Origin of the sequence: Dickeya sp. ws52 (assembly GCF_007210685.1) — a bacterium.
Lineage (GTDB): Bacteria > Pseudomonadota > Gammaproteobacteria > Enterobacterales > Enterobacteriaceae > Dickeya > Dickeya chrysanthemi.
This window is the reverse complement of sequence record NZ_SZVX01000015.1, coordinates 1-18635: the sequence shown is the minus strand read 5'-3', so window position 1 is coordinate 18635 and position 18635 is coordinate 1. Positions and strand designations below refer to the sequence as shown.

General features: G+C 57.7%; 17 protein-coding genes. 9 read left to right on the top strand and 8 right to left on the bottom strand.

The window, feature by feature from the left end; genetic code table 11:
• Positions 1-22: 22 nt before the first annotated feature.
• Genes FDP13_RS14890 through rfaD form a run of 5 tightly spaced genes read right to left on the bottom strand, consistent with a single transcriptional unit; the run spans position 23 to position 5218 of the window.
• Positions 23-1141 (bottom strand): glycosyltransferase family 4 protein, encoded by a 1119-nt coding sequence (locus tag FDP13_RS14890; protein WP_143839790.1) that lies wholly within the window; start codon positions 1139-1141, stop codon positions 23-25.
• The gene (gene rfaQ, locus FDP13_RS14885; protein WP_015848247.1) at positions 1138-2223 is read right to left on the bottom strand and encodes a putative lipopolysaccharide heptosyltransferase III; all 1086 of its coding nucleotides are present in this window, start codon (positions 2221-2223) and stop codon (positions 1138-1140) included. Before rfaQ ends, FDP13_RS14890 begins: the two co-directional genes overlap by 4 nt.
• Positions 2224-2234: 11 nt before the next feature.
• Positions 2235-3206 carry a lipopolysaccharide heptosyltransferase RfaC gene (gene rfaC, locus FDP13_RS14880; RefSeq protein ID WP_015848246.1) on the bottom strand — a complete coding sequence of 324 codons (972 nt, stop codon included), beginning with the start codon at positions 3204-3206 and terminating at the stop codon, positions 2235-2237.
• A complete protein-coding gene (gene rfaF / locus FDP13_RS14875) occupies positions 3203-4255 on the bottom strand; it encodes an ADP-heptose--LPS heptosyltransferase RfaF (protein ID WP_143839789.1) in 1053 nt (350 codons plus the stop codon). The genes rfaC and rfaF overlap by 4 nt, the downstream gene beginning before the upstream one ends.
• 30 nt (positions 4256-4285) lie before the next feature.
• Positions 4286-5218, bottom strand: coding sequence for an ADP-glyceromanno-heptose 6-epimerase (gene rfaD / locus FDP13_RS14870; protein ID WP_015848244.1), 933 nt, complete (start codon positions 5216-5218; stop codon positions 4286-4288).
• Positions 5219-5497: 279 nt separating this feature from the next.
• Between rfaD and FDP13_RS14865 the strand changes: the two genes are divergently transcribed.
• Both FDP13_RS14865 and tdh read left to right on the top strand, forming a co-directional pair.
• On the top strand, positions 5498-6694 hold the full coding sequence (locus tag FDP13_RS14865; RefSeq protein ID WP_143839840.1) for a glycine C-acetyltransferase: 1197 nt from the start codon (positions 5498-5500) through the stop codon (positions 6692-6694).
• Positions 6695-6704: 10 nt separating this feature from the next.
• Entirely contained in the window at positions 6705-7730 is a 1026-nt protein-coding gene (gene tdh, locus FDP13_RS14860) for an L-threonine 3-dehydrogenase (protein ID WP_033576493.1), read from the top strand.
• A 36-nt stretch (positions 7731-7766) separates the two neighbouring features.
• Here tdh and FDP13_RS14855 read toward each other — a convergent pair whose 3' ends face one another.
• Both FDP13_RS14855 and envC read right to left on the bottom strand, forming a co-directional pair.
• The gene (locus tag FDP13_RS14855) at positions 7767-8696 is read right to left on the bottom strand and encodes a divergent polysaccharide deacetylase family protein (protein ID WP_143839788.1); all 930 of its coding nucleotides are present in this window, start codon (positions 8694-8696) and stop codon (positions 7767-7769) included.
• A 2-nt stretch (positions 8697-8698) separates the two neighbouring features.
• The gene (gene envC, locus FDP13_RS14850; RefSeq protein WP_143839787.1) at positions 8699-9973 is read right to left on the bottom strand and encodes a murein hydrolase activator EnvC; all 1275 of its coding nucleotides are present in this window, start codon (positions 9971-9973) and stop codon (positions 8699-8701) included.
• Positions 9974-10210: 237 nt separating this feature from the next.
• Between envC and FDP13_RS14845 the strand changes: the two genes are divergently transcribed.
• From FDP13_RS14845 to FDP13_RS14820, 6 genes are all read left to right on the top strand, one after another.
• Complete coding sequence (locus FDP13_RS14845) at positions 10211-10642, top strand: rhodanese-like domain-containing protein (protein ID WP_033576491.1); 432 nt, start codon at positions 10211-10213, stop codon at positions 10640-10642.
• Between the two features lie 99 nt (positions 10643-10741).
• Positions 10742-11212 (top strand): protein-export chaperone SecB, encoded by a 471-nt coding sequence (secB, locus tag FDP13_RS14840; RefSeq protein ID WP_027713455.1) that lies wholly within the window; start codon positions 10742-10744, stop codon positions 11210-11212.
• Positions 11212-12231, top strand: a complete 1020-nt coding sequence (gene gpsA / locus FDP13_RS14835; RefSeq protein WP_015848237.1) for an NAD(P)H-dependent glycerol-3-phosphate dehydrogenase — start codon at positions 11212-11214, stop codon at positions 12229-12231. Before secB ends, gpsA begins: the two co-directional genes overlap by 1 nt.
• Positions 12232-12379: 148 nt before the next feature.
• On the top strand, positions 12380-13201 hold the full coding sequence (cysE, locus tag FDP13_RS14830) for a serine O-acetyltransferase (RefSeq protein ID WP_015848236.1): 822 nt from the start codon (positions 12380-12382) through the stop codon (positions 13199-13201).
• A 355-nt stretch (positions 13202-13556) separates the two neighbouring features.
• Positions 13557-14144, top strand: coding sequence for a lipid IV(A) palmitoyltransferase PagP (pagP, locus tag FDP13_RS14825; protein WP_033576489.1), 588 nt, complete (start codon positions 13557-13559; stop codon positions 14142-14144).
• A 129-nt stretch (positions 14145-14273) separates the two neighbouring features.
• On the top strand, positions 14274-15173 hold the full coding sequence (locus FDP13_RS14820) for a carboxylate/amino acid/amine transporter (protein WP_033576488.1): 900 nt from the start codon (positions 14274-14276) through the stop codon (positions 15171-15173).
• Here FDP13_RS14820 and metR read toward each other — a convergent pair.
• Positions 15076-16014, bottom strand: coding sequence for an HTH-type transcriptional regulator MetR (gene metR, locus FDP13_RS14815; RefSeq protein ID WP_015848233.1), 939 nt, complete (start codon positions 16012-16014; stop codon positions 15076-15078). The two genes, FDP13_RS14820 and metR, sit on opposite strands and share 98 nt — an antisense overlap.
• A 104-nt stretch (positions 16015-16118) precedes the next feature.
• Between metR and metE the strand changes: the two genes are divergently transcribed.
• Positions 16119-18389 carry a 5-methyltetrahydropteroyltriglutamate--homocysteine S-methyltransferase gene (metE, locus tag FDP13_RS14810; RefSeq protein WP_143839786.1) on the top strand — a complete coding sequence of 757 codons (2271 nt, stop codon included), beginning with the start codon at positions 16119-16121 and terminating at the stop codon, positions 18387-18389.
• Positions 18390-18635: the final 246 nt, after the last annotated feature.

Genomic DNA, 18635 nt, shown 5'->3' with positions numbered 1-18635 from the left:
GCGGAGCAATCAAATCATCGCGTTAAATCAACTGCTCATAGAGACTGAGCATGTTGTCACTCAAAAAGCGCAGGTCGTAGCGTTCTACTTTTGCCCTGGCTTGCTCGCCAAATCCGGCGAATCCCGTTTCGCAGGCCTGCCTGACCGACTGACGCAACCCCTCGTAATCCAGCGAATCGCAGACAAACCCGTTCACGCCTGACTGGATAAACTCTTTGCCGCCGCACTGCTGCGAGGTAATCACACCCAGCCCGCTGGCCATGGCTTCCAGCACCACGTTGGGGAACGGATCATACAGCGTCGGCAGCAACAGCATGTCCGCTGCGCCATAATAAGGACGGGTGTCCGGCTGCATACCGACGAAATGCACCCGATCGGCGATGCCAAGCCGCCGGGCCAATCGCTGGTAACGACGGCTGTGTTTATCTTTCCCCACCACGATCAGGTGCGGATGTTGGGGAACGCCGCTGATGGCGTGGATAGCGCCTGCTAACCCTTTGCGCTCGAAGCCGGAGCCGACGAACAGCATGACTGGCGTATCATTTGCCAGCCCCAACTGTTGACGCAGGGCGTAACGATGAGCCGTACGCAGGTCGGGGGTAAATGTACTGGTATTGACCCCGTTGTAAATCAGATGAATTTTATCGGCGGGCACGCCAAAGTAGTGGCGAATTTCATCAGCGACCATTTGCGAGTTGCAGATAACGGCTTTCAGCGAGGGATGCCGGTACATCGCCTGTTCCTGTGCCATGACGTAACGATGAAAACCGGACCACCATAACAGCCGCCGTTGCAACGGGTTGAGAACCCGTGAGCGTTGGGTCAGCCACGCCTGATGAACCCCATCGCCGGCGCGATAAATATGGCAGCCCGGGATTCGTTCGTGGCTTTGTACCAGGTCGAAACCACCGAAGTGTCGTTGAGCGGCCTGAGCAAAAGCGCTTTCACGCTGGATACGGCCGGTAATGCGAGGATTACAGATAATAACATTACGGTCGGCCTGCTCAGCGCCTTCCCAGCTACGGGTGATGACGCTGACATCCAGCGAACGGTGATTGCTGAGCGCATCCAGCGCCCTGGACACAAAGCGCTCCGCGCCACCGTCAGGACGGTATTTTTGCCGCACGATCGCCAGTTTCATCCCTGCGCCTCCAGCAGTGCGGAGTCGACGGCCAGTAAGACCTGCTGGACGCTGATTTGCTGCAGGCAGTCGCTGATTTTACTGCCGCCGCAACCGTCTTTACCGCAGGGCCGGCAGGGGTGACGGTCAGAGACGATAACCCGGTTGACGGTCATCCACGGCGACCATTCGGTCTCTCCGCTAGGGCCGAATAACGCCACCACGGGCGTTTGCATCGCAGAGGCGATATGCATCGGCACCGAATCTACCCCCAGCAACAGTTGTGCTTTACCGATCAGGCTCGACAGTTGTTTCAGCGTCAACTGGCCGGCCAGATCCAGCACGGGGTGGGTCAGTTGCGATTTGATGTCGGCAATCATCGCCATCTCGCTTTCCGCCGGTGAGGCGCTCAGTACGATGGTGTAACCGCGTTCGCTCAGGGTATTGATGGCTTGAGCCATGGCGCTGCTTTTCCAACATTTGAACAGCCAGCGTGATGTTGGATGTACCACGATAAAGGGTTGCCCTTGCCATTGCTGGGCCCGCAGTTTCTGGTCTACCGCCTGATCGGCGTCATCACCGGCGACCAGTTGCAACCGGCGTTCTTCCAACTCCGGCTGGATCCCTAACGCCCGCAGGGTATCCAGATGGGATTCTACGGTATGGCGGCGTGGGATACGCGGTACGCGATACTGAAAGGTTTTTTTCCAGAATGACAGTTTATCGCGTGCGCTGTTGCGAAAGGTCACGCCGAGCGGGATACCCGCAAGACGCGCGATCCATAAACCGCGCATACTCTCGGTGAGATGAATGATGGCGTCATAGCGTTGTGCCCGCAGCGTCTTCAGCAATGCCCACTCTTTTGCCAGATGGCCGAACACCCCGAGTTTTTTCCATTTCTTGTCGACGGTATAAAGATGGTCAATCGCGGGGTGCAACGACAGCATTTCCGCCGTATCGGCAAACACCAGTGCGTCGATTTGGGCGTCCGGGTAACGCTGGCGCAGAATGGAAAACAGCGGCGACGTCAACAATACGTCGCCATGATGGCGGAACTTGGTTATCAGAATTCGCCGGAGTTCAACCTTGCGCGGTGAGGTCACAGTAAACCGCCTTATTCAGTCAATAGAGAAGCACAGTGCTGCCACACATCGGCGGCATGGAGGTCGGCCAAATTGCGGCTGCCTGCCGGACGGCAGACCTGCTGATTTTGGCCATAGCCGCCAATCAACCCCGGATCGGTTGGGCCATAGAGCGTAATGTTGGGACGGTCCAGTGCGGCGGCAAGGTGGCTGAGCCCGGTATCCACCGAGACCACGGCGTGAGCGCCGGCCAGCACGCCCGCGACCTGTTCCAGGGTAAGCCTGGGCAGTACATCCACATGAGAAAAACCGGCTGCCAGCCGCTGCGCTCGTTGGTGCTCGTGTTCTGCACCCCAGGGGAGTTTGATGCGCAGGCCACGAGGTTCAGCCAGTGCGATCAACTCGCGCCAGTGCGCCTCCGGCCAGTGTTTTTCATCTCGCGTGGTGGCATGGAGAAAGACCAGATACGGCTGACTGTCGGCAGGTTGTGCCGACGAAAAACGGGCTGCTATCGCATAATCGCCTTGTTCCGCCGGTTTACGGTAGTTCAGGCTGACGGAGAACAGCTCCCGTATACGCTCTACCGCGTGTTGTTGTCTGGCGACCGGGTGGCGATACTGGTAAAACCAACTGGCCAAGGGTTCGCGGGCGCTTTTCCAGTCCAGGCCGTGCTTGTTGCCTAATGCCAGACGTGTCACCAGCACCGCGCTTTTCAGCAGCCCTTGCGCGTCGATAACCGCGTCATAGCGTTTTTCCCGCAGCTGCTTTTTAAACGCCGCCCGCTCTGCACGGGTTTCACGGCTGAACCAGCTTTTGCGCCAGCGACGAATAGCCACCGGTATGACGCGGTCAACCGCCGGATGCCAACTGGGGATCTGGGCAAACCCTTCTTCCACTACCCAATCAAACTGGATGCCGTGAATCACCTGCATGGCGTCGGTCAAGGCGGGCAAGGTGTGCAGCACATCGCCCATCGACGACGTTTTGACAATCAACACCCTCATGCGGGTTCCCCTTTGGCGGGCAAATAGCGTGATAGGGCGTCCAGCACCTGTTGCGGCTGAATATCGATAAGGCTCTGGTGATACCCTTGCTCGGCATCGCCCTTGCGTACCCGGTGATAGCCGGTGATAAGCCGGATGACTTCGGCCTGCTGAGTCAGCGGCGGGGTAAAGTCCGGGCTGCTGGGGCCGTAGAGCGCGACCAACGGGCGATTGAGCGCCGCCGCCACATGCATCAACCCGGAGTCGTTACTGACAACCGCCTGACACGCGGCTATCAACACGACGGCCTGATCCAGCGTGGTTTGCCCGGCCAGGTTGAGACAATGCTCTTTCGCTTCATCGCTCAAGGTCTGTCGTATATCTTCCCCTGCCTGATGGTCGTTTTTCGAGCCGAACAACACCACCTGATAGCCTTGTTCAACCAGCGATTGCGCCAGTGCGCCGTAGTGGTAATGCGGCCAGCGTTTAGCCGGGCCAAACTCGGCGCCGGGGCAGAAACCGATAATCGACCGGGTATCGGTGAGATTAAACGCGGCGGCGATATCGGCGATTTCCGCGTCCTGTACCGTAAGCTGCGGCCACAGTAACGGCTGGGGTAAATCAGCCGAAGTCCGGATACGTTGTTGGTCATACGCCAGCGCCACATAACGCTGCACCATCAACGGGAACGCCGGTTTGTCCAGCACGCGGAGGTCATTCAGCAAACCGTAACGCATTTCACCGCGCCAGCCGGTGCGGTGCGGTATGTTGGCAAAGAAGGGGACCAATGCCGATTTGAAGGAGTTGGGCAGCACATAAGCGCGATCGTATTGCTGCTCACGCAGTGATACGCCCAGTCGCCGCCGTTCGCCGAGCGCCAACATGCCGTGGCCGAGCGGCATGGGCAATGCCTGACGCACTTCGGGCATACGTGCCAGCAACGGACGACACCAGGCCGGCGCCATCACGTCAATGATGGCGTCCGGGTGTTCGGCCTTCAGGGTGCGGTAAAGGCTGTGCGACATCATCATATCGCCCACCCAGGAAGGACCGATAGCCAGAATTTTCATACCGTTCGAGTTTCCTTAGGGTAAAGCAAATCAGGCTTTGCGGTTCAGCCAGGCCAGATAGTCGGCCACCCCTTCAGCTACGGTTTTGAACGGTTTGTCGTAACCGGCGGCGCGCAGATTGGTCAGGTCTGCCTGCGTGTAGGCCTGATAACGACCTTTCAGTTTTTCCGGGAAAGGGATGTATTCCACGCTGTCTTTGTGGTGCCAGGCCAGCACCGCATCGGCCACCGCCTGGAAGGATTCGGCACGGCCGGTGCCGCAGTTGAAGATGCCGGAAACATTATGCTGCCAGAACCACAGATTGACGGCGGCCACATCACCGACATAAATGAAGTCGCGTTTGAAATTTTCGCTGCCGGCGAACAATTTCGGGTTTTCACCCTGATTGATCTGATTGTTCAGGTGGAACGCGACGCTTGCCATGCTGCCTTTGTGGCTTTCGCGCGGCCCGTAGACGTTAAAGTAGCGGAAGCCGCAAATCTGGGAGTCGGCTTGCGGCAGGATCTCGCGTACATACTGGTCAAACAGGAATTTGGAGTAACCATAGACGTTCAGCGGCTGCTCGTAGCGGCGGTCTTCCACAAAGTTATCGGTGCGCCCGCCGTAGGTGGCGGCGGAAGAGGCATACAGGAACGGGATGCCGCGTTCCAGACAGTAGTGCAGTACCTCTTTGGAGTACTGATAGTTGTTATCCATCATGTACTTGCCATCCCACTCGGTGGTGGATGAGCAAGCGCCTTCATGGAAAATAGCATCGATATCGCCCAGGTCGTCACCGGCTACGATACTGGCGATGAAATCTTCCTTATCCATGTAGTCGGCGATGTCCAGATCGACCAGATTGACGAACTTGGTGCCATCCTTCAGGTTGTCGACCACCAGAATATCCCGGTATCCGTCATCATTCAGCGCCTTTACGATGTTGCTGCCGATGAAGCCGGCGCCGCCAGTTACGATAATCATGGGAGTTACCTTGCTAAACGTGCTGGTGGGGCACCGTGCCCCACACCTGATGAGCGCTATAATAGCATTTCGGCGCATCACCGACATCCCGCGCTGCTTTTCCCACCGTTTTCTTGCCAACCGCTTCGCATTTCCGGCGTGACTGTTGTGTATTTTGTGGTTAATCCGCCAGTCCTGCCCGCATTTCTCCACTACCTTTAGCTGCATGAGCGTTACCCCAATAAGACCTGCCGCCACCCGGTGGCAATGCCTGTGACGGACAAAAAGGAGATCCGCACCATGCCTGAGGTGTTCTATCAACAACTGACTGCTCAGCTTGCTTCACTACATGACGACGGGCTGTTTAAAAACGAGCGGCCGATCACCACGGCGCAGCAAGCGCAAATTCGCGTTGAAGGCGACGGTGAACTGCTCAATTTCTGCGCCAACAATTATCTGGGGCTGGCCAATCATCCGGCATTGATTGAGGCGGCCAAAGCCGGGTTGGATAGCCACGGTTTTGGCATGGCGTCGGTGCGCTTTATCTGCGGTACGCAGGATATTCACCAGGCGCTGGAACGTCAGTTGGCGACGTTTCTCGGCACAGAGGACGCCATTCTTTACTCCTCCTGTTTCGATGCCAACGGCGGGCTGTTTGAAACGCTGATGGGAGAAGAGGACGCGATTATATCGGATGCGCTCAATCATGCGTCGATCATCGACGGTATTCGCCTGTCGAAGGCGCGTCGTTATCGTTACGGCAATAATGATATACGTCAGTTGGAAGCCAGGCTGAAGCAAGCCCGGGCGGAGGGTGCGCGCAATCTGATGATCGCCACCGACGGCGTGTTTTCGATGGATGGCGTGATTGCCGATCTGCAAGGTATTTGCGATTTAGCCGAGCGCTACGACGCGCTGGTCATGGTGGACGATTCCCATGCCGTGGGGGTTGTCGGTGAGAATGGTCGCGGTACTCACGAATACTGCCAGGTGATGGGACGCGTCGACATTATTACCGGCACGCTGGGTAAGGCGCTGGGCGGTGCTTCCGGCGGTTATATCGCCGCACGGCGTGACGTCGTGGCGTGGCTGCGCCAGCGTTCGCGGCCGTATCTGTTTTCCAATTCGTTGGCGCCGTCGATTGTCAGCGCATCCCTCAAGGTATTGGACCTGCTGAGCGACGGCCAGGATTTACGTCGGCGCTTGTGGCAGAACGCCGCCCTGTTTCGCCGGCGGATGACCGAAGCGGGCTTTACGCTCGCCGGTGCGGATCACGCCATTATTCCGGTGATGCTGGGTGATGCCCGACTGGCGCAGGCATTTGCGGCTGAGTTACGGCAAGAGGGGATTTATGTCACCGGTTTCTTTTACCCGGTGGTGCCGCATGGGCAGGCACGCATTCGTACCCAGATGTCGGCGGCGCATACGACGGCGCAGATTGAACAGGCCGTGGCGGCGTTTGTGCGTGTGGGCCGCCGCCTGAACGTGGTGAAGTGAGGACCGGATGATGAAAGCATTGGCGAAACTGCGCCCGGAGCCGGGCATCTGGCTGACCGACGTACCAGTACCGGAGCCGGGTCACAATGATGTGATGATCAAGATTCACAAGACTGCGATTTGCGGCACCGATGTGCATATTTACAACTGGGATGCGTGGTCGCAGAAAACCATTCCGGTGCCGATGGTGGTCGGGCATGAGTATGTCGGTGAAATCGTCGCGATTGGGCAGGAAGTGGAAGGGTTCAGGATCGGTGACCGGGTGTCGGGGGAAGGGCATATTACCTGCGGTTATTGCCGTAACTGTCGTGCCGGGCGTCGCCACCTGTGCCGCAATACCTCCGGCGTCGGCGTGAACCGGCCGGGGGCGTTCGCCGAATATCTGGTGATCCCGGCGTATAACGCTTTCCGCCTTCCGGCGGCGATACCGGATGAGATTGCCGCCATCTTCGATCCATTCGGCAATGCGGTGCATACCGCGCTGGCATTTGATCTGGTCGGGGAGGATGTGTTGGTGAGCGGCGCCGGGCCCATCGGCGTGATGGCGGCGGCGGTGTGCCGTCATGTCGGCGCCCGACACGTAGTCATTACCGATGTTAACGATTACCGGCTGGCGCTGGCGAAACGGATGGGGGTAACCCGTGCGGTGAATGTATCGCGGGAATCATTAACCGATGTGATGCGAGAGCTGGGGATGACCGAAGGGTTTGACGTCGGGCTGGAGATGTCCGGTTCGCCGGTCGCCTTCCGCTCGTTGCTATCGGTGATGAACCACGGCGGCCGTATCGCCATGCTGGGGATTCAACCGGAAGCGGTGGCGGTAGACTGGAGCGATATCATTTTCAAAGGGTTGGTGATTAAAGGCATCTATGGCCGTGAAATGTTCGAAACCTGGTACAAAATGGCGGCGTTGATCCAATCAGGTTTGGACCTGTCGCCCATCATCACCCACCGCTATGCGATTGCCGATTTTCAACAAGGCTTTGATGTGATGCGCTCCGGCCAGTCCGGCAAAGTGATATTGAGCTGGGAGTAAAGCGCCGTCCGCCAAGTGAGACAGCGGCGCGTTTTGTTATCCCAGCCAGGTCTGCCAGTGCTGTTTCAGGTAGCTGACGGCGGGGCTGGTCGCCAGATTATGTCCAAGTTGTCGCCACAGATCAGGCTGAGAGATTGCCGGCAGAGGCTGTTTGACGGCGCAGACCTGAATAGGGCGCAGGCGCTTCGGTGCCGGGGCGACCGGTTGCGAGGCCAGGTATGTCGGCACCGGTTGGTAGTGTGGCTCCGGTTCGTTCAGCAACTGGCTGGGGCGAACCAACACGATATCGGCCGGTAGCGTCGGCAACATCTGTTGCAATACCTGAATCGTGGCCGGGTGCGGATGGCCGATGGCGATGGCGTACCCGCTGCGCTGCGCGATGTCCACGGCCCGGCTGAACTGTCGCCGGATATCGGCGACATTCTGGGTGTCATCCAGAAAGACTTTGCGTTTGAGCACCTTGATACCGGTGCCCGCCGCCGCCCGGCTGGCCTGGCTGCTGCCGATGGTCATACTGTCGAGAAAATAGAGCCGGTAGGTGGTCATCGCCTGCATCACCTTTTGCATCCCCGGCAAGCTGGCGGTCATCGCGCTGCCCATGTGGTTGTTTAGCCCTACGGCGTAAGGCACCTTGTTGACGGCATCACGCAGGATGCGCGCAATCTCTTCGCTGCTCATGTCGGGGCGCAGCGTATCGCGCTCCAGCGGTTGTTTGCTCATGGGCGCCATCGGCAGGTGAATCAGCACTTCCCGGCCCTGGGCATGGGCTTTCGTCGCCATGTCGCGGGCGTACGGCGCATTGGGCAACACGGCCACGGAAATGGCGGCAGGCATCGCCAGCACTTGATTTTCGTTATGCGGGCGGTAGCCGAAATCATCGATCACCAACGCCAGTTTGCCTGCCCAGACGGGAAGGGCCAGCAGTGCGCCGGTGAGAGCCAGCGAGCGGGAGAGTAATGGATGCACACCTACCTTCCTAGCCAGGGTAAGGGGTTGACCGCCTGTCCCTGACGCCGAATTTCAAAATAGAGAGCGGGCTGATTCTGCCCGCCGCTGTTGCCGACTAAGGCGATCGGCTGACCGGCTTTCACCTGCGCACCTACCGACACCAGTGCGCTCTGATTATAGCCATACAGGCTCATGTCGCCTTTGCCGTGCTCGAGCACGACGACTTGGCCGTAGCCTTGTAGCCAGTCGGCCATCAGCACCGTACCGTCGGCAATGGCGTGGACTTCGGTGCCTTCGGATGCGCCGATCACCAGCCCTTTCCAGCGCAGTTCGCCCTGCAACGGCTCGCCGAAGCGGTGTAGCGTGCGGCCGCGTACCGGCCACACGTATTGGCCGGCCGGCTGGCCCAGACCGCCGGTACGCGCCATTAACGAGCGCTCCTGCTCGTTGGGTTTATAACTGGAACCGCTGCGTTTGGCCTGCTCTTCTTTTTCGCGCAACCGGGCGGCTTCACGGGCTTCACGCTCGGCTCGCGCTTTGGCTTCTCGTTCCGCCCGCGCAATCTGGTCGCGCAAACGGGTTTCGTTCTGCCGTAGTTCCGTCAACTGTTGCTGGTCTTTTTCCAGCGCGTTCTCCAGTGCACCCAGCGTTTTCTGGCGTTCGTTCTGCGCTTGTTCCAACGCGTTTTGCTGTTGCTGTTGATCGCCGAGCAGGCGTTTTTGCTGCGTCTGTTTTTGTTCCAGTTGCTGCTTTTGGCCGGCAAGCTGCGTACGGGTTTGCTGTAACTCGGTGATGGATTTTTCGCGCGCTTTGTTCAGGTAGTTGAAATAGGCCAGGATGCGTTCGCGGCGCTGGCTCTCTTCACCGCTGAGGATCAGTTGCAAGGCGCCGTGCTGGCCCTGACGGAACGCGGCATCCAGTTGTTTCGCCAGCAGGGTTTCCTGCGTTCTCTGCTGGGTTTGCAATTTGGCGATAGAAGTGTTCAGGCCGCTGATATCCTGATTAAGGCGGCCAAGGGTGGTACGGGTGTCGCGCAACTGGCGGGTGGACAAGGCAATCGACTGTTCCTGCTTTTTCAGTTGCTCAAGCAGAGCGCTGCGACGATGCTGCTGTTCCTGAACGCTTTTTTCCTTCTCTGCGATATCTTGTTGCAGTGATTTCAACTGCTGCTGACTGTCGTCGCTCCAGCCGGGGCATGGCAACAGCAGCACGCCGACACAAAGCACACTGGCGCACCGGATTAGCAGTTTGTCACGACCCGTTGGGAACGGTACAGAGAACGCTTTTTTGTTCATGGCGAAAGATTATTCCACGATGAACAGCGCCTTACCAGTTGTCTGGGCAGGGATTTCTATTTCCATCCATGACAGCGGCCCGCACGCCGACATCCAGGAATCACACGGATAAATGCAAGCCGCCGCGCAGAATCATGATGCGATGTTGGCTTACAGGCTGTAATTGCGGTATCGCACAGGTATACTCAGACACCCTGTATTTGAATTGCTTAACTGATTTCGGAGTCGTTACACCCCATGCAAGAGATTATGCCATTCATCAGCCGACACCCGATTCTGAGCGTGGCCTGGATTGCCCTGCTGGTCGCTGTCATTGTGCTTACGGTGAAGAGTAAACTGTCCAAGGTAAAAGAAGTGGCTCGTGGTGAAGCGATCCAACTGATTAATAAAGAAGATGCGGTGGTGGTAGACACCCGTAATCGTGATGATTACCGCCGTGGTCACATCGCCGGCGCCATCAACGTGTTGCCGAACGATATCAAGAACGGCAGCCTGAGCGAGCTGGAAAAACACAAAGCGCAACCGGTGATTGTGGTGTGCGCTAACGGCATGGCATCTCGTGAATCGGCGGAAAACCTGTTCAAAGCAGGGTTTGAGCGCGTCATGATCCTGAAAGACGGACTGGCCGGCTGGAGTGGTGAAAACCTCCCGCTGGTGCGCGGTAAGTAATGCGACGCCCCTGCGAAGGGGAGTCTGTTTATGTTATGGCGTGTCCTTCCTGGCGAAGGGAAGCGCGCAAGGAAATCTAACGAAAGGGTATTATTCAACATGTCTGAACAAAACAACGTCGAAATGACTTTCCAAATCCAGCGTATCTACACCAAGGATATTTCTTTTGAAGCGCCGAACGCGCCTCAGGTGTTTCAGCAGGAATGGAACCCGGAAGTCAAACTGGACCTGGATACCGCATCCACTCAGTTGGCTGACGATGTGTACGAAGTGGTGCTGCGCGTGACGGTAACATCCACGCTCGGCGAAGAAACCGCATTCCTGTGCGAAGTACAGCAGGCGGGCATCTTCACCGTTGCCGGCATCGAAGGGACGCAACTGGCTCACTGCCTCGGCGCTTACTGCCCGAACGTGCTGTTCCCGTATGCGCGTGAGTGCATCACCAGCCTGGTTTCCCGCGGCACCTTCCCGCAATTGAACCTGGCGCCGGTTAACTTTGACGCCCTGTTCATGAACTACCTGGAACAGCAGGCCGGCCAGGACGGCGCCGCTCAGACGCTGAATGCCTGATGAGCCCGTCTGACGCTGCAATGACGGTGATCGGTGCCGGTTCCTACGGCACTGCACTGGCGATCACGGTGGCCCGAAACGGCCATCGTGTGGTGCTGTGGGGTCATGACCCCGCACATGTTCAGGCGTTACAGGATGCGCGTTGCAATCAGGCATTTCTGCCTGATGTGCCGTTTCCGGATACATTGCAACCGGAAGCGGACCTGTCGCAGGCGCTGGCGGCCAGCCGCAATATTTTGGTGGTGGTGCCGAGCCATGTGTTTGGCGATGTACTGCGCCAGTTAAAGCCTCACTTACGGGCGGATGCGCGTCTGGTGTGGGCGACCAAGGGGCTGGAAGCGGAAACCGGTCGTCTGTTGCAGGATGTCGCCCGCGAAGCGCTGGGCAATACCATCCCGCTGGCGGTACTCTCCGGGCCGACGTTTGCCAAAGAGCTGGCGGCCGGGTTGCCTACGGCGATTGCGTTGGCATCGACCGATCAGCCGTTTTCCGACGATTTGCAACATCTGCTGCACTGCGGCAAAAGTTTTCGCGTCTACAGCAACCCCGATTTTATCGGCGTACAGCTGGGAGGCGCCGTGAAGAATGTGATTGCCATTGGTGCCGGCATGTCTGACGGTATGGGATTCGGCGCCAATGCGCGTACTGCGCTGATCACCCGCGGTCTGGCTGAGATGACGCGGCTGGGCGTGGCGCTGGGTGCCGACCCGACCACCTTCATGGGCATGGCGGGCTTGGGCGATCTGGTGCTGACGTGTACCGATAACCAGTCACGCAACCGCCGTTTCGGCATGATGCTGGGGCAAGGAATGGATGTGGTCAGCGCCCAGAACCAGATCGGTCAGGTGGTGGAAGGGTATCGCAATACCAAGGAAGTGATGGCGCTGGCGCAGCGCTACGGCGTAGAGATGCCGATTACCGAGCAACTCTGGCAAGTGCTGTATTGCGGTAAAGACGCGCGCGAAGCCGCGTTGAGCCTGTTAGGCCGGGCGCGCAAAGACGAAAGCGCCAGCCTGTGACGGCAATTCATTGACCGGGCCTTCCCACGGGAGGCCCGTTATTGTTTTATTCTGATGGTGAGTCGTGCCGTCGTCGGTAAATCAGCAGGCAGTAATAAGTCATTAGCGTTGAAGTGGTGGGTAAGCCGTTTTTCAAAGAGGTGTCGCGATGTCGAATGATGAGCTGGAACTGGTTTGGCAACACATTAAGGAAGAAGCGCGCAGTCTGGCGGAGTGTGAACCGATGTTGGCCAGCTTTTTTCACGCGACGCTGCTAAAGCATGAGAATTTGGGCAGTGCGTTGAGCTATATGCTGGCGAATAAGCTGGCTAATGCCATTATGCCGGCCATTGCTATTCGCGAAGTGGTGGAAGAAGCCTATCGTGCCGACCCGCAGATGATTGCGTCTGCTGCCCGCGATATTCTGGCGGTGCGTCTGCGTGATCCGGCGGTAGATAAATATTCGACGCCGTTGCTCTACCTGAAAGGATTTCATGCGTTGCAGGCTTATCGCATCGGTCACTGGTTGTGGCGGGAGAAACGTCAGGCGCTGGCCATTTATCTGCAGAACCAGATTTCAGTGTCGTTTGGGGTGGATATCCACCCGGCGGCGCGTATTGGTTGCGGCATCATGCTGGACCACGCCACCGGTATCGTGATCGGTGAAACCGCCGTGGTAGAAAACGATGTGTCTATTCTGCAATCGGTCACGCTGGGCGGGACCGGCAAGACCAACGGCGATCGCCACCCCAAAATTCGTGAAGGCGTGATGATAGGCGCGGGCGCCAAGATTCTGGGCAATATCGAGGTGGGGTGCGGCGCCAAGATTGGTGCGGGGTCGGTGGTGTTGCAACCGGTGCCGCCGCATACCACCGCCGCCGGTGTGCCGGCACGCATTGTTGGCCGCCCGGAAACCGATAAGCCCTCGCTGGATATGGACCAGTATTTCAACGGCTCACTGCGCGGTTTTGAAGACGGCGACGGTATTTGATATTTTTCCGGCCTGCCTGCGCGGCAAGCCGGATAACACGGTTCTTTCATCCGCACTCTGCGGTTTTTTGTTTTCCTGCCTGACTCGAAGCCGGCGCTATTATTCCAGGGAGTGCCAGCGTATCCCTTTGCTTGTATTTTGACCTCTCCATTTCGGTAGATCCGGCTGTTTACCCTATGCTTTAGCTAGGAAGTCTCTCAAAAATACCGGTTAGCCCGGCAATTCAGCATTAGCTGTATTTAATCCTGTAAGAATCGTTGTATATCAGTGGTCGGACCATAAAACATCATGGAAATAAGTATCAGGTAACCCGACTTGCCGGTTGTTGGCGATTTTATTTTTGGGAATACGATTTATGCGATTAACACTGACATCACGCAGCCGCCTTTTTGTGTTGTCTTCCCTGTTGTTCATTTCGACGTTTGACGTGTTATCCGCGCAGGCTGCGCCAGCCAATACGGCCCCGAGCTTCTGGCAGCGCGCCGGTGATAATCTGTCGGATACCTGGCATCACTGGCAGTCTCAGGATCTGTATGTGCCGGTCATGACCTGGCATAACCGCTGGACTTACGATAAGGAGAAAACGGACCGCTACAATGAGCGCCCCTGGGGCGCGGGTTATGGCGTATCCCGGCTGGACTGCGACGGTGACTGGCACAGTCTGTACGTGATGGCATTTAAAGACTCCTTCAATAAGTGGGAGCCGATCGGCGGTTATGGGTATGAGAAACGCTGGCGACCGCTGGAAGACCAGGATTTCCAGTTAGGTCTGGGGTTTACCGCCGGCGTAACCCTGCGGGATAACTGGAACTATATCCCGCTCCCGGTGCTGCTGCCGATGGCATCGCTCAGCTATCAGCGTCTGTCTTTTCAAGCCACCTATATTCCCGGCACCTATAACAACGGCAACGTGTTTTTTGCCTGGTTGCGCTGGCAATTCTGATTAACCGAACGGACATGTTTTGCTCTGATGTAAACCATATTGAGGAAAATTCAGCCGCATAACTCGATTACAATGCATCACCTGTTTCGCACTATATCACCTGCTTCGCACTATGGAGTGAGCCACGCCGTGCCGTTATTGATCATCACTACTATTCTCTGGTCGTTTTCCTTCAGCCTGATTGGTGAATACCTGGCGGGCCAGGTTGATAGCTGGTTCTCCGCCATGTTTCGGCTGGTGTTGGCGGCATTGGTGTTCCTGCCTTTCCTGCGCTGGCGCGGCTATTCTCCCAAAGTGTTGGGGTTGTATTTGCTGGTGGGGGTTTTCCAGCTTGGCGTTATGTACCTGTTCCTGTTCCGCAGTTATCTTTACCTGAATGTACCGACGATCCTGCTGTTTTCGGTGATGACGCCGCTGTACGTGACGCTGATTTACGACCTGCTGAGCGGGCACCGCCTGCGTTGGGGCTATGCGCTCAGCGCTCTGCTTGCTGTTTTGGGGGCGGCGGTGATCCACTATCACGGCGTGAGCGAGCATTTCTGGTGGGGGCTGCTGCTGGTGCAGGCGGCGAATATCTGTTTTGCCGTGGGCCAGGTGGGTTATAAACGGCTGATGGAAGTCTATCCGATGCCGCAGCACAGCGCGTTTTCCTGGTTCTACCTGGGTGCGGCGCTGGTGACGCTGCTGGCCTGGGCGCTGTTTGGCAATGTCGCGAAGCTGCCTACTGCGCCGGTGCAATGGGGCGTGCTGGCGTTTCTTGGCATCGTGGTGTCGGGCCTGGGCTATTTCATGTGGAATTACGGCGCCACTCAGGTGGATGCCGGTACGTTGAGTATTATGAACAACTTTCACGTCCCGGCCGGGCTGCTGGTCAATTTCGCTTTCTGGCAGAAAACGCCGAACTGGACCAGCTTTTTCATCGGTTCTGCGATTATTGCTGTGGCTTTATGGGTACACCAGCGTTGGGTCGTGAAGCATCCCGCACAAACGGCAGATGCTCGCAGGCATGTTGGCGCGCGGAACGAATAAACGCTTCGATAACCGGTTGACGCTGTTCGCCATCGCGCACGGCAGCGTACAGCCGGCTCCACAAACCCTCGCCCAGGGTTTTGGTGACCACCAGACCCTGGCGTTCAAAACTCTCTACCACCCAGTGCGGCAGCGCGGCGATGCCCATGCGCGCCGCCACCATTTGAATCAGCAACAGAGTATTGTCTACGCTTTTTAGCGACGGGCTGACCCCGGCCGGCTGTAAAAAGTGGCGCCATACATCCAGCCGCTGGCGCTGAACCGGGTAGATCATCAGCGTTTCCTGCGCCAGATCGTCAGGCGTAATTACGGCCTTGGCGGCTAGCGGATGATCCGGCGACAGTACCAGTCGTACCTCAAAGTCAAACATCGGCGAATAGTGCAGGCCGCTGCGCGGCAGAATGTCGGACGTCATCACCAGATCGAGCTCGCCCTGCTGTAGAGCGGGTTGTGGGTCGAAAGTGACGCCGGATTTGAAATCCATCACCACCTGCGGCCAGCTCTGGTGGAAGTTCTCCAACGCCGGCGTCAGCCACTGAATGCAGCTGTGACATTCGATCGCCAGCCGTAGCGTCGTTTGATGCGGCTCGTTGCACGCCTGCAGCGCTTGCTGAATCTGCGGCAGGATCTGTTCGGCCAGTTGCAGCAGAATTTCCCCCTGCGGCGTAAAGCGAAGCGGCTGGCTCTTACGGACGAACAAGCGGAATCCCAGCCGTTGTTCCAGATCGCTGAATTGATGCGACAGGGCGGATTGCGTCTGATGGAGCTGTGCGGCGGCGGCGGCTAACGATCCCGTGTTGCGCAGCGCCTGCAGCGTCCGTAAGTGTTTAAGTTCGATCATGAGAGTCCTTCACAGTGACAGTGAATAAATTGCGCTTGTACTTACTACACTACCTGCGGATTATGGATGTGTAAACATCTGGACGGCTAAATGGGAATTTAAGCATGGCAATTTTAAATCACACTCTTGGTTTTCCGCGCGTCGGTCTGCGTCGTGAACTGAAAAAAGCACAGGAAAGCTATTGGGCAGGGAACAGCACTCAGGAAGAGCTGCTGACCGTGGGCCGTGAGTTGCGCGCCCGTCACTGGCAACAGCAGAAAGACGCTGGCGTGGAACTGCTGCCGGTGGGCGATTTTGCCTGGTACGACCATGTGCTGACCACCAGCCTGCTGCTGGGGAATGTACCTGCCCGTCACCAGAACGCGGATGGCTCCGTCGATCTGGATACCCTGTTCCGTATCGGCCGTGGCCGCGCACCGACCGGTGAGCCGGCCGCCGCCGCTGAAATGACCAAATGGTTTAACACCAACTATCACTACATGGTGCCGGAATTTACCCAAGGCCAACAGTTCACACTGACCTGGACCCAACTGCTGGATGAAGTCGATGAAGCATTGGCGCTGGGTCACAAGGTGAAACCGGTATTGCTGGGGCCGGTAACCTACCTGTGGCTGGGTAAAGTCAAAGGGGAAGCCTTCAACCGTCTGGATCTGCTGAACGCGGTACTGCCGGTGTACCGGCAGGTGCTGGCTGAGCTGGCTAAACGCGGCATCGAATGGGTGCAGATTGACGAGCCGCTGCTGGCCCTGGAGCTGGACGCCGAATGGCAAGCGGCGTTTAAACCGGCTTACGACGCGCTGCAAGGGCAGGTGAAACTGCTGTTGACCACCTATTTCGACAGTATCGGCCAGAATCTGGACGTTATCAAAGCGCTGCCGGTACAGGGTCTGCATGTCGATTTGGTGCACGGCAAAGACGACGCCGCCACGCTGAATGCACAGTTGCCGGCCGACTGGGTGCTGTCGCTGGGTGTTGTCAACGGTCGTAACGTATGGCGCGCCGATCTGGCGAGCTGGTTCGAGCGTCTGCAACCGTTGCTGGGTAAACGTACGCTGTGGTTGGGTAGCTCCTGTTCTTTGCTGCATAGCCCGATTGATCTCAGCGTCGAAACCCGTCTGGATGAAGAAGTGAAGAGCTGGTTCGCCTTCGCCATTCAGAAGTGTCAGGAACTGGCGTTGCTGACCCGAGCGCTCAATAGCGGCAACGGCGATGAACTGGTGGCATACAGCGCGCCGATCCGCGCCCGTCGGACGTCTACCCGGGTGAACAACCCCGAGGTGGCGACGCGTCTGGCGGCGATCACCGCACAGGATAGTCTGCGTCAGAATCCATACCCGGTACGTGCGCAAGCACAACGTGCACGTTTCAACCTGCCGGACTGGCCGACCACCACCATCGGTTCGTTCCCGCAGACCACCGAAATCCGCGGTCTGCGTCTGGATTTCAAACAAGGGCGTCTGGACGGCCAGAACTACCGTATCGGCATCGGCGAGCACATCAAACAAGCGATTGTGGAACAGGAACGCCTGGAACTGGACGTACTGGTGCACGGTGAAGCCGAACGTAACGACATGGTGGAGTACTTCGGCGAGCATCTGGATGGCTTCGTGTTCACCCAGAACGGCTGGGTGCAGAGTTACGGTTCCCGCTGCGTGAAACCGCCGGTAGTGATTGGCGACATCAGCCGTCCGGAACCGATCACCGTCGAGTGGGCGAAGTATGCCCAGTCGCTGACCAGCAAGCCGGTGAAAGGTATGCTGACCGGTCCGGTCACTATTCTGTGCTGGTCCTTCCCGCGTGAAGACGTCAGCCGCGAAACCATCGCCAGGCAGATTGCGCTGGCGCTGCGCGACGAAGTGGCGGACCTGGAGCAGGCCGGCATCGGTATCATCCAGATTGACGAACCGGCGCTGCGTGAAGGGTTGCCGTTGCATCGCTCCGACTGGGCGGCGTATCTGGAGTGGGCGGTCGATGCGTTCCGCCTGAATGCAGCGGTCGCGAAAGACGACACCCAGATCCACACTCACATGTGCTACTGCGAATTCAACGACATCATGGATTCCATCGCAGCGCTGGATGCGGACGTAATCACCATCGAAACCTCGCGTTCCGACATGGAACTGCTGGAATCGTTCGAAGAGTTCGAGTACCCGAATGAAATCGGCCCAGGCGTGTACGACATTCACTCGCCGAACGTACCGAGCGTCGAATGGATTGAAGCGCTGCTGCGCAAAGCGGCCCAGCGTATTCCGGCGGAACGCCTGTGGGTGAACCCGGACTGCGGCCTGAAAACCCGCGGCTGGCCGGAAACGCGTCAGTCACTGGCGAACATGGTGCAGGCGGCGAAGCGCCTGCGTGGTGAAACCGCCGAGTAAGTTAGCCGAAAAGGGTGATGGGGAATGGCGCAAAGGATGGCAGGACGCGCGTGAATCACAGGATGTGACGCACAGGGCTGGGACATTCCGCATCACCGCCTGATATGACAAGGGAGACGATAATGTCTCCCTGAGGCTGTTGACAAACAGCCGGGTTGTCTTGTGAACAGTGAAGTCTGCCTATTCAGTGAATGGTTTCGTGCGGGATAAACGGTGTGGTTCCTCTGCTATTTCATCGCACGCACG

Bases quoted from the DNA above. Each gene is read 5' to 3' on its own strand.
- FDP13_RS14890 (WP_143839790.1), bottom strand. From the start codon at position 1,141: ATGAAACTGGCGATCGTGCGGCAAAAATACCGTCCTGACGGTGGCGCG.
- rfaC (WP_015848246.1), bottom strand. From the start codon at position 3,206: ATGAGGGTGTTGATTGTCAAAACGTCGTCGATGGGCGATGTGCTGCAC.
- rfaF (WP_143839789.1), bottom strand. From the start codon at position 4,255: ATGAAAATTCTGGCTATCGGTCCTTCCTGGGTGGGCGATATGATGATG.
- rfaD (WP_015848244.1), bottom strand. From the start codon at position 5,218: ATGATTATCGTAACTGGCGGCGCCGGCTTCATCGGCAGCAACATCGTA.
- FDP13_RS14865 (WP_143839840.1), top strand. From the start codon at position 5,498: ATGCCTGAGGTGTTCTATCAACAACTGACTGCTCAGCTTGCTTCACTA.
- tdh (WP_033576493.1), top strand. From the start codon at position 6,705: ATGAAAGCATTGGCGAAACTGCGCCCGGAGCCGGGCATCTGGCTGACC.
- envC (WP_143839787.1), bottom strand. From the start codon at position 9,973: ATGAACAAAAAAGCGTTCTCTGTACCGTTCCCAACGGGTCGTGACAAA.
- FDP13_RS14845 (WP_033576491.1), top strand. From the start codon at position 10,211: ATGCAAGAGATTATGCCATTCATCAGCCGACACCCGATTCTGAGCGTG.
- secB (WP_027713455.1), top strand. From the start codon at position 10,742: ATGTCTGAACAAAACAACGTCGAAATGACTTTCCAAATCCAGCGTATC.
- gpsA (WP_015848237.1), top strand. From the start codon at position 11,212: ATGAGCCCGTCTGACGCTGCAATGACGGTGATCGGTGCCGGTTCCTAC.
- cysE (WP_015848236.1), top strand. From the start codon at position 12,380: ATGTCGAATGATGAGCTGGAACTGGTTTGGCAACACATTAAGGAAGAA.
- pagP (WP_033576489.1), top strand. From the start codon at position 13,557: ATGCGATTAACACTGACATCACGCAGCCGCCTTTTTGTGTTGTCTTCC.
- metR (WP_015848233.1), bottom strand. From the start codon at position 16,014: ATGATCGAACTTAAACACTTACGGACGCTGCAGGCGCTGCGCAACACG.
- metE (WP_143839786.1), top strand. From the start codon at position 16,119: ATGGCAATTTTAAATCACACTCTTGGTTTTCCGCGCGTCGGTCTGCGT.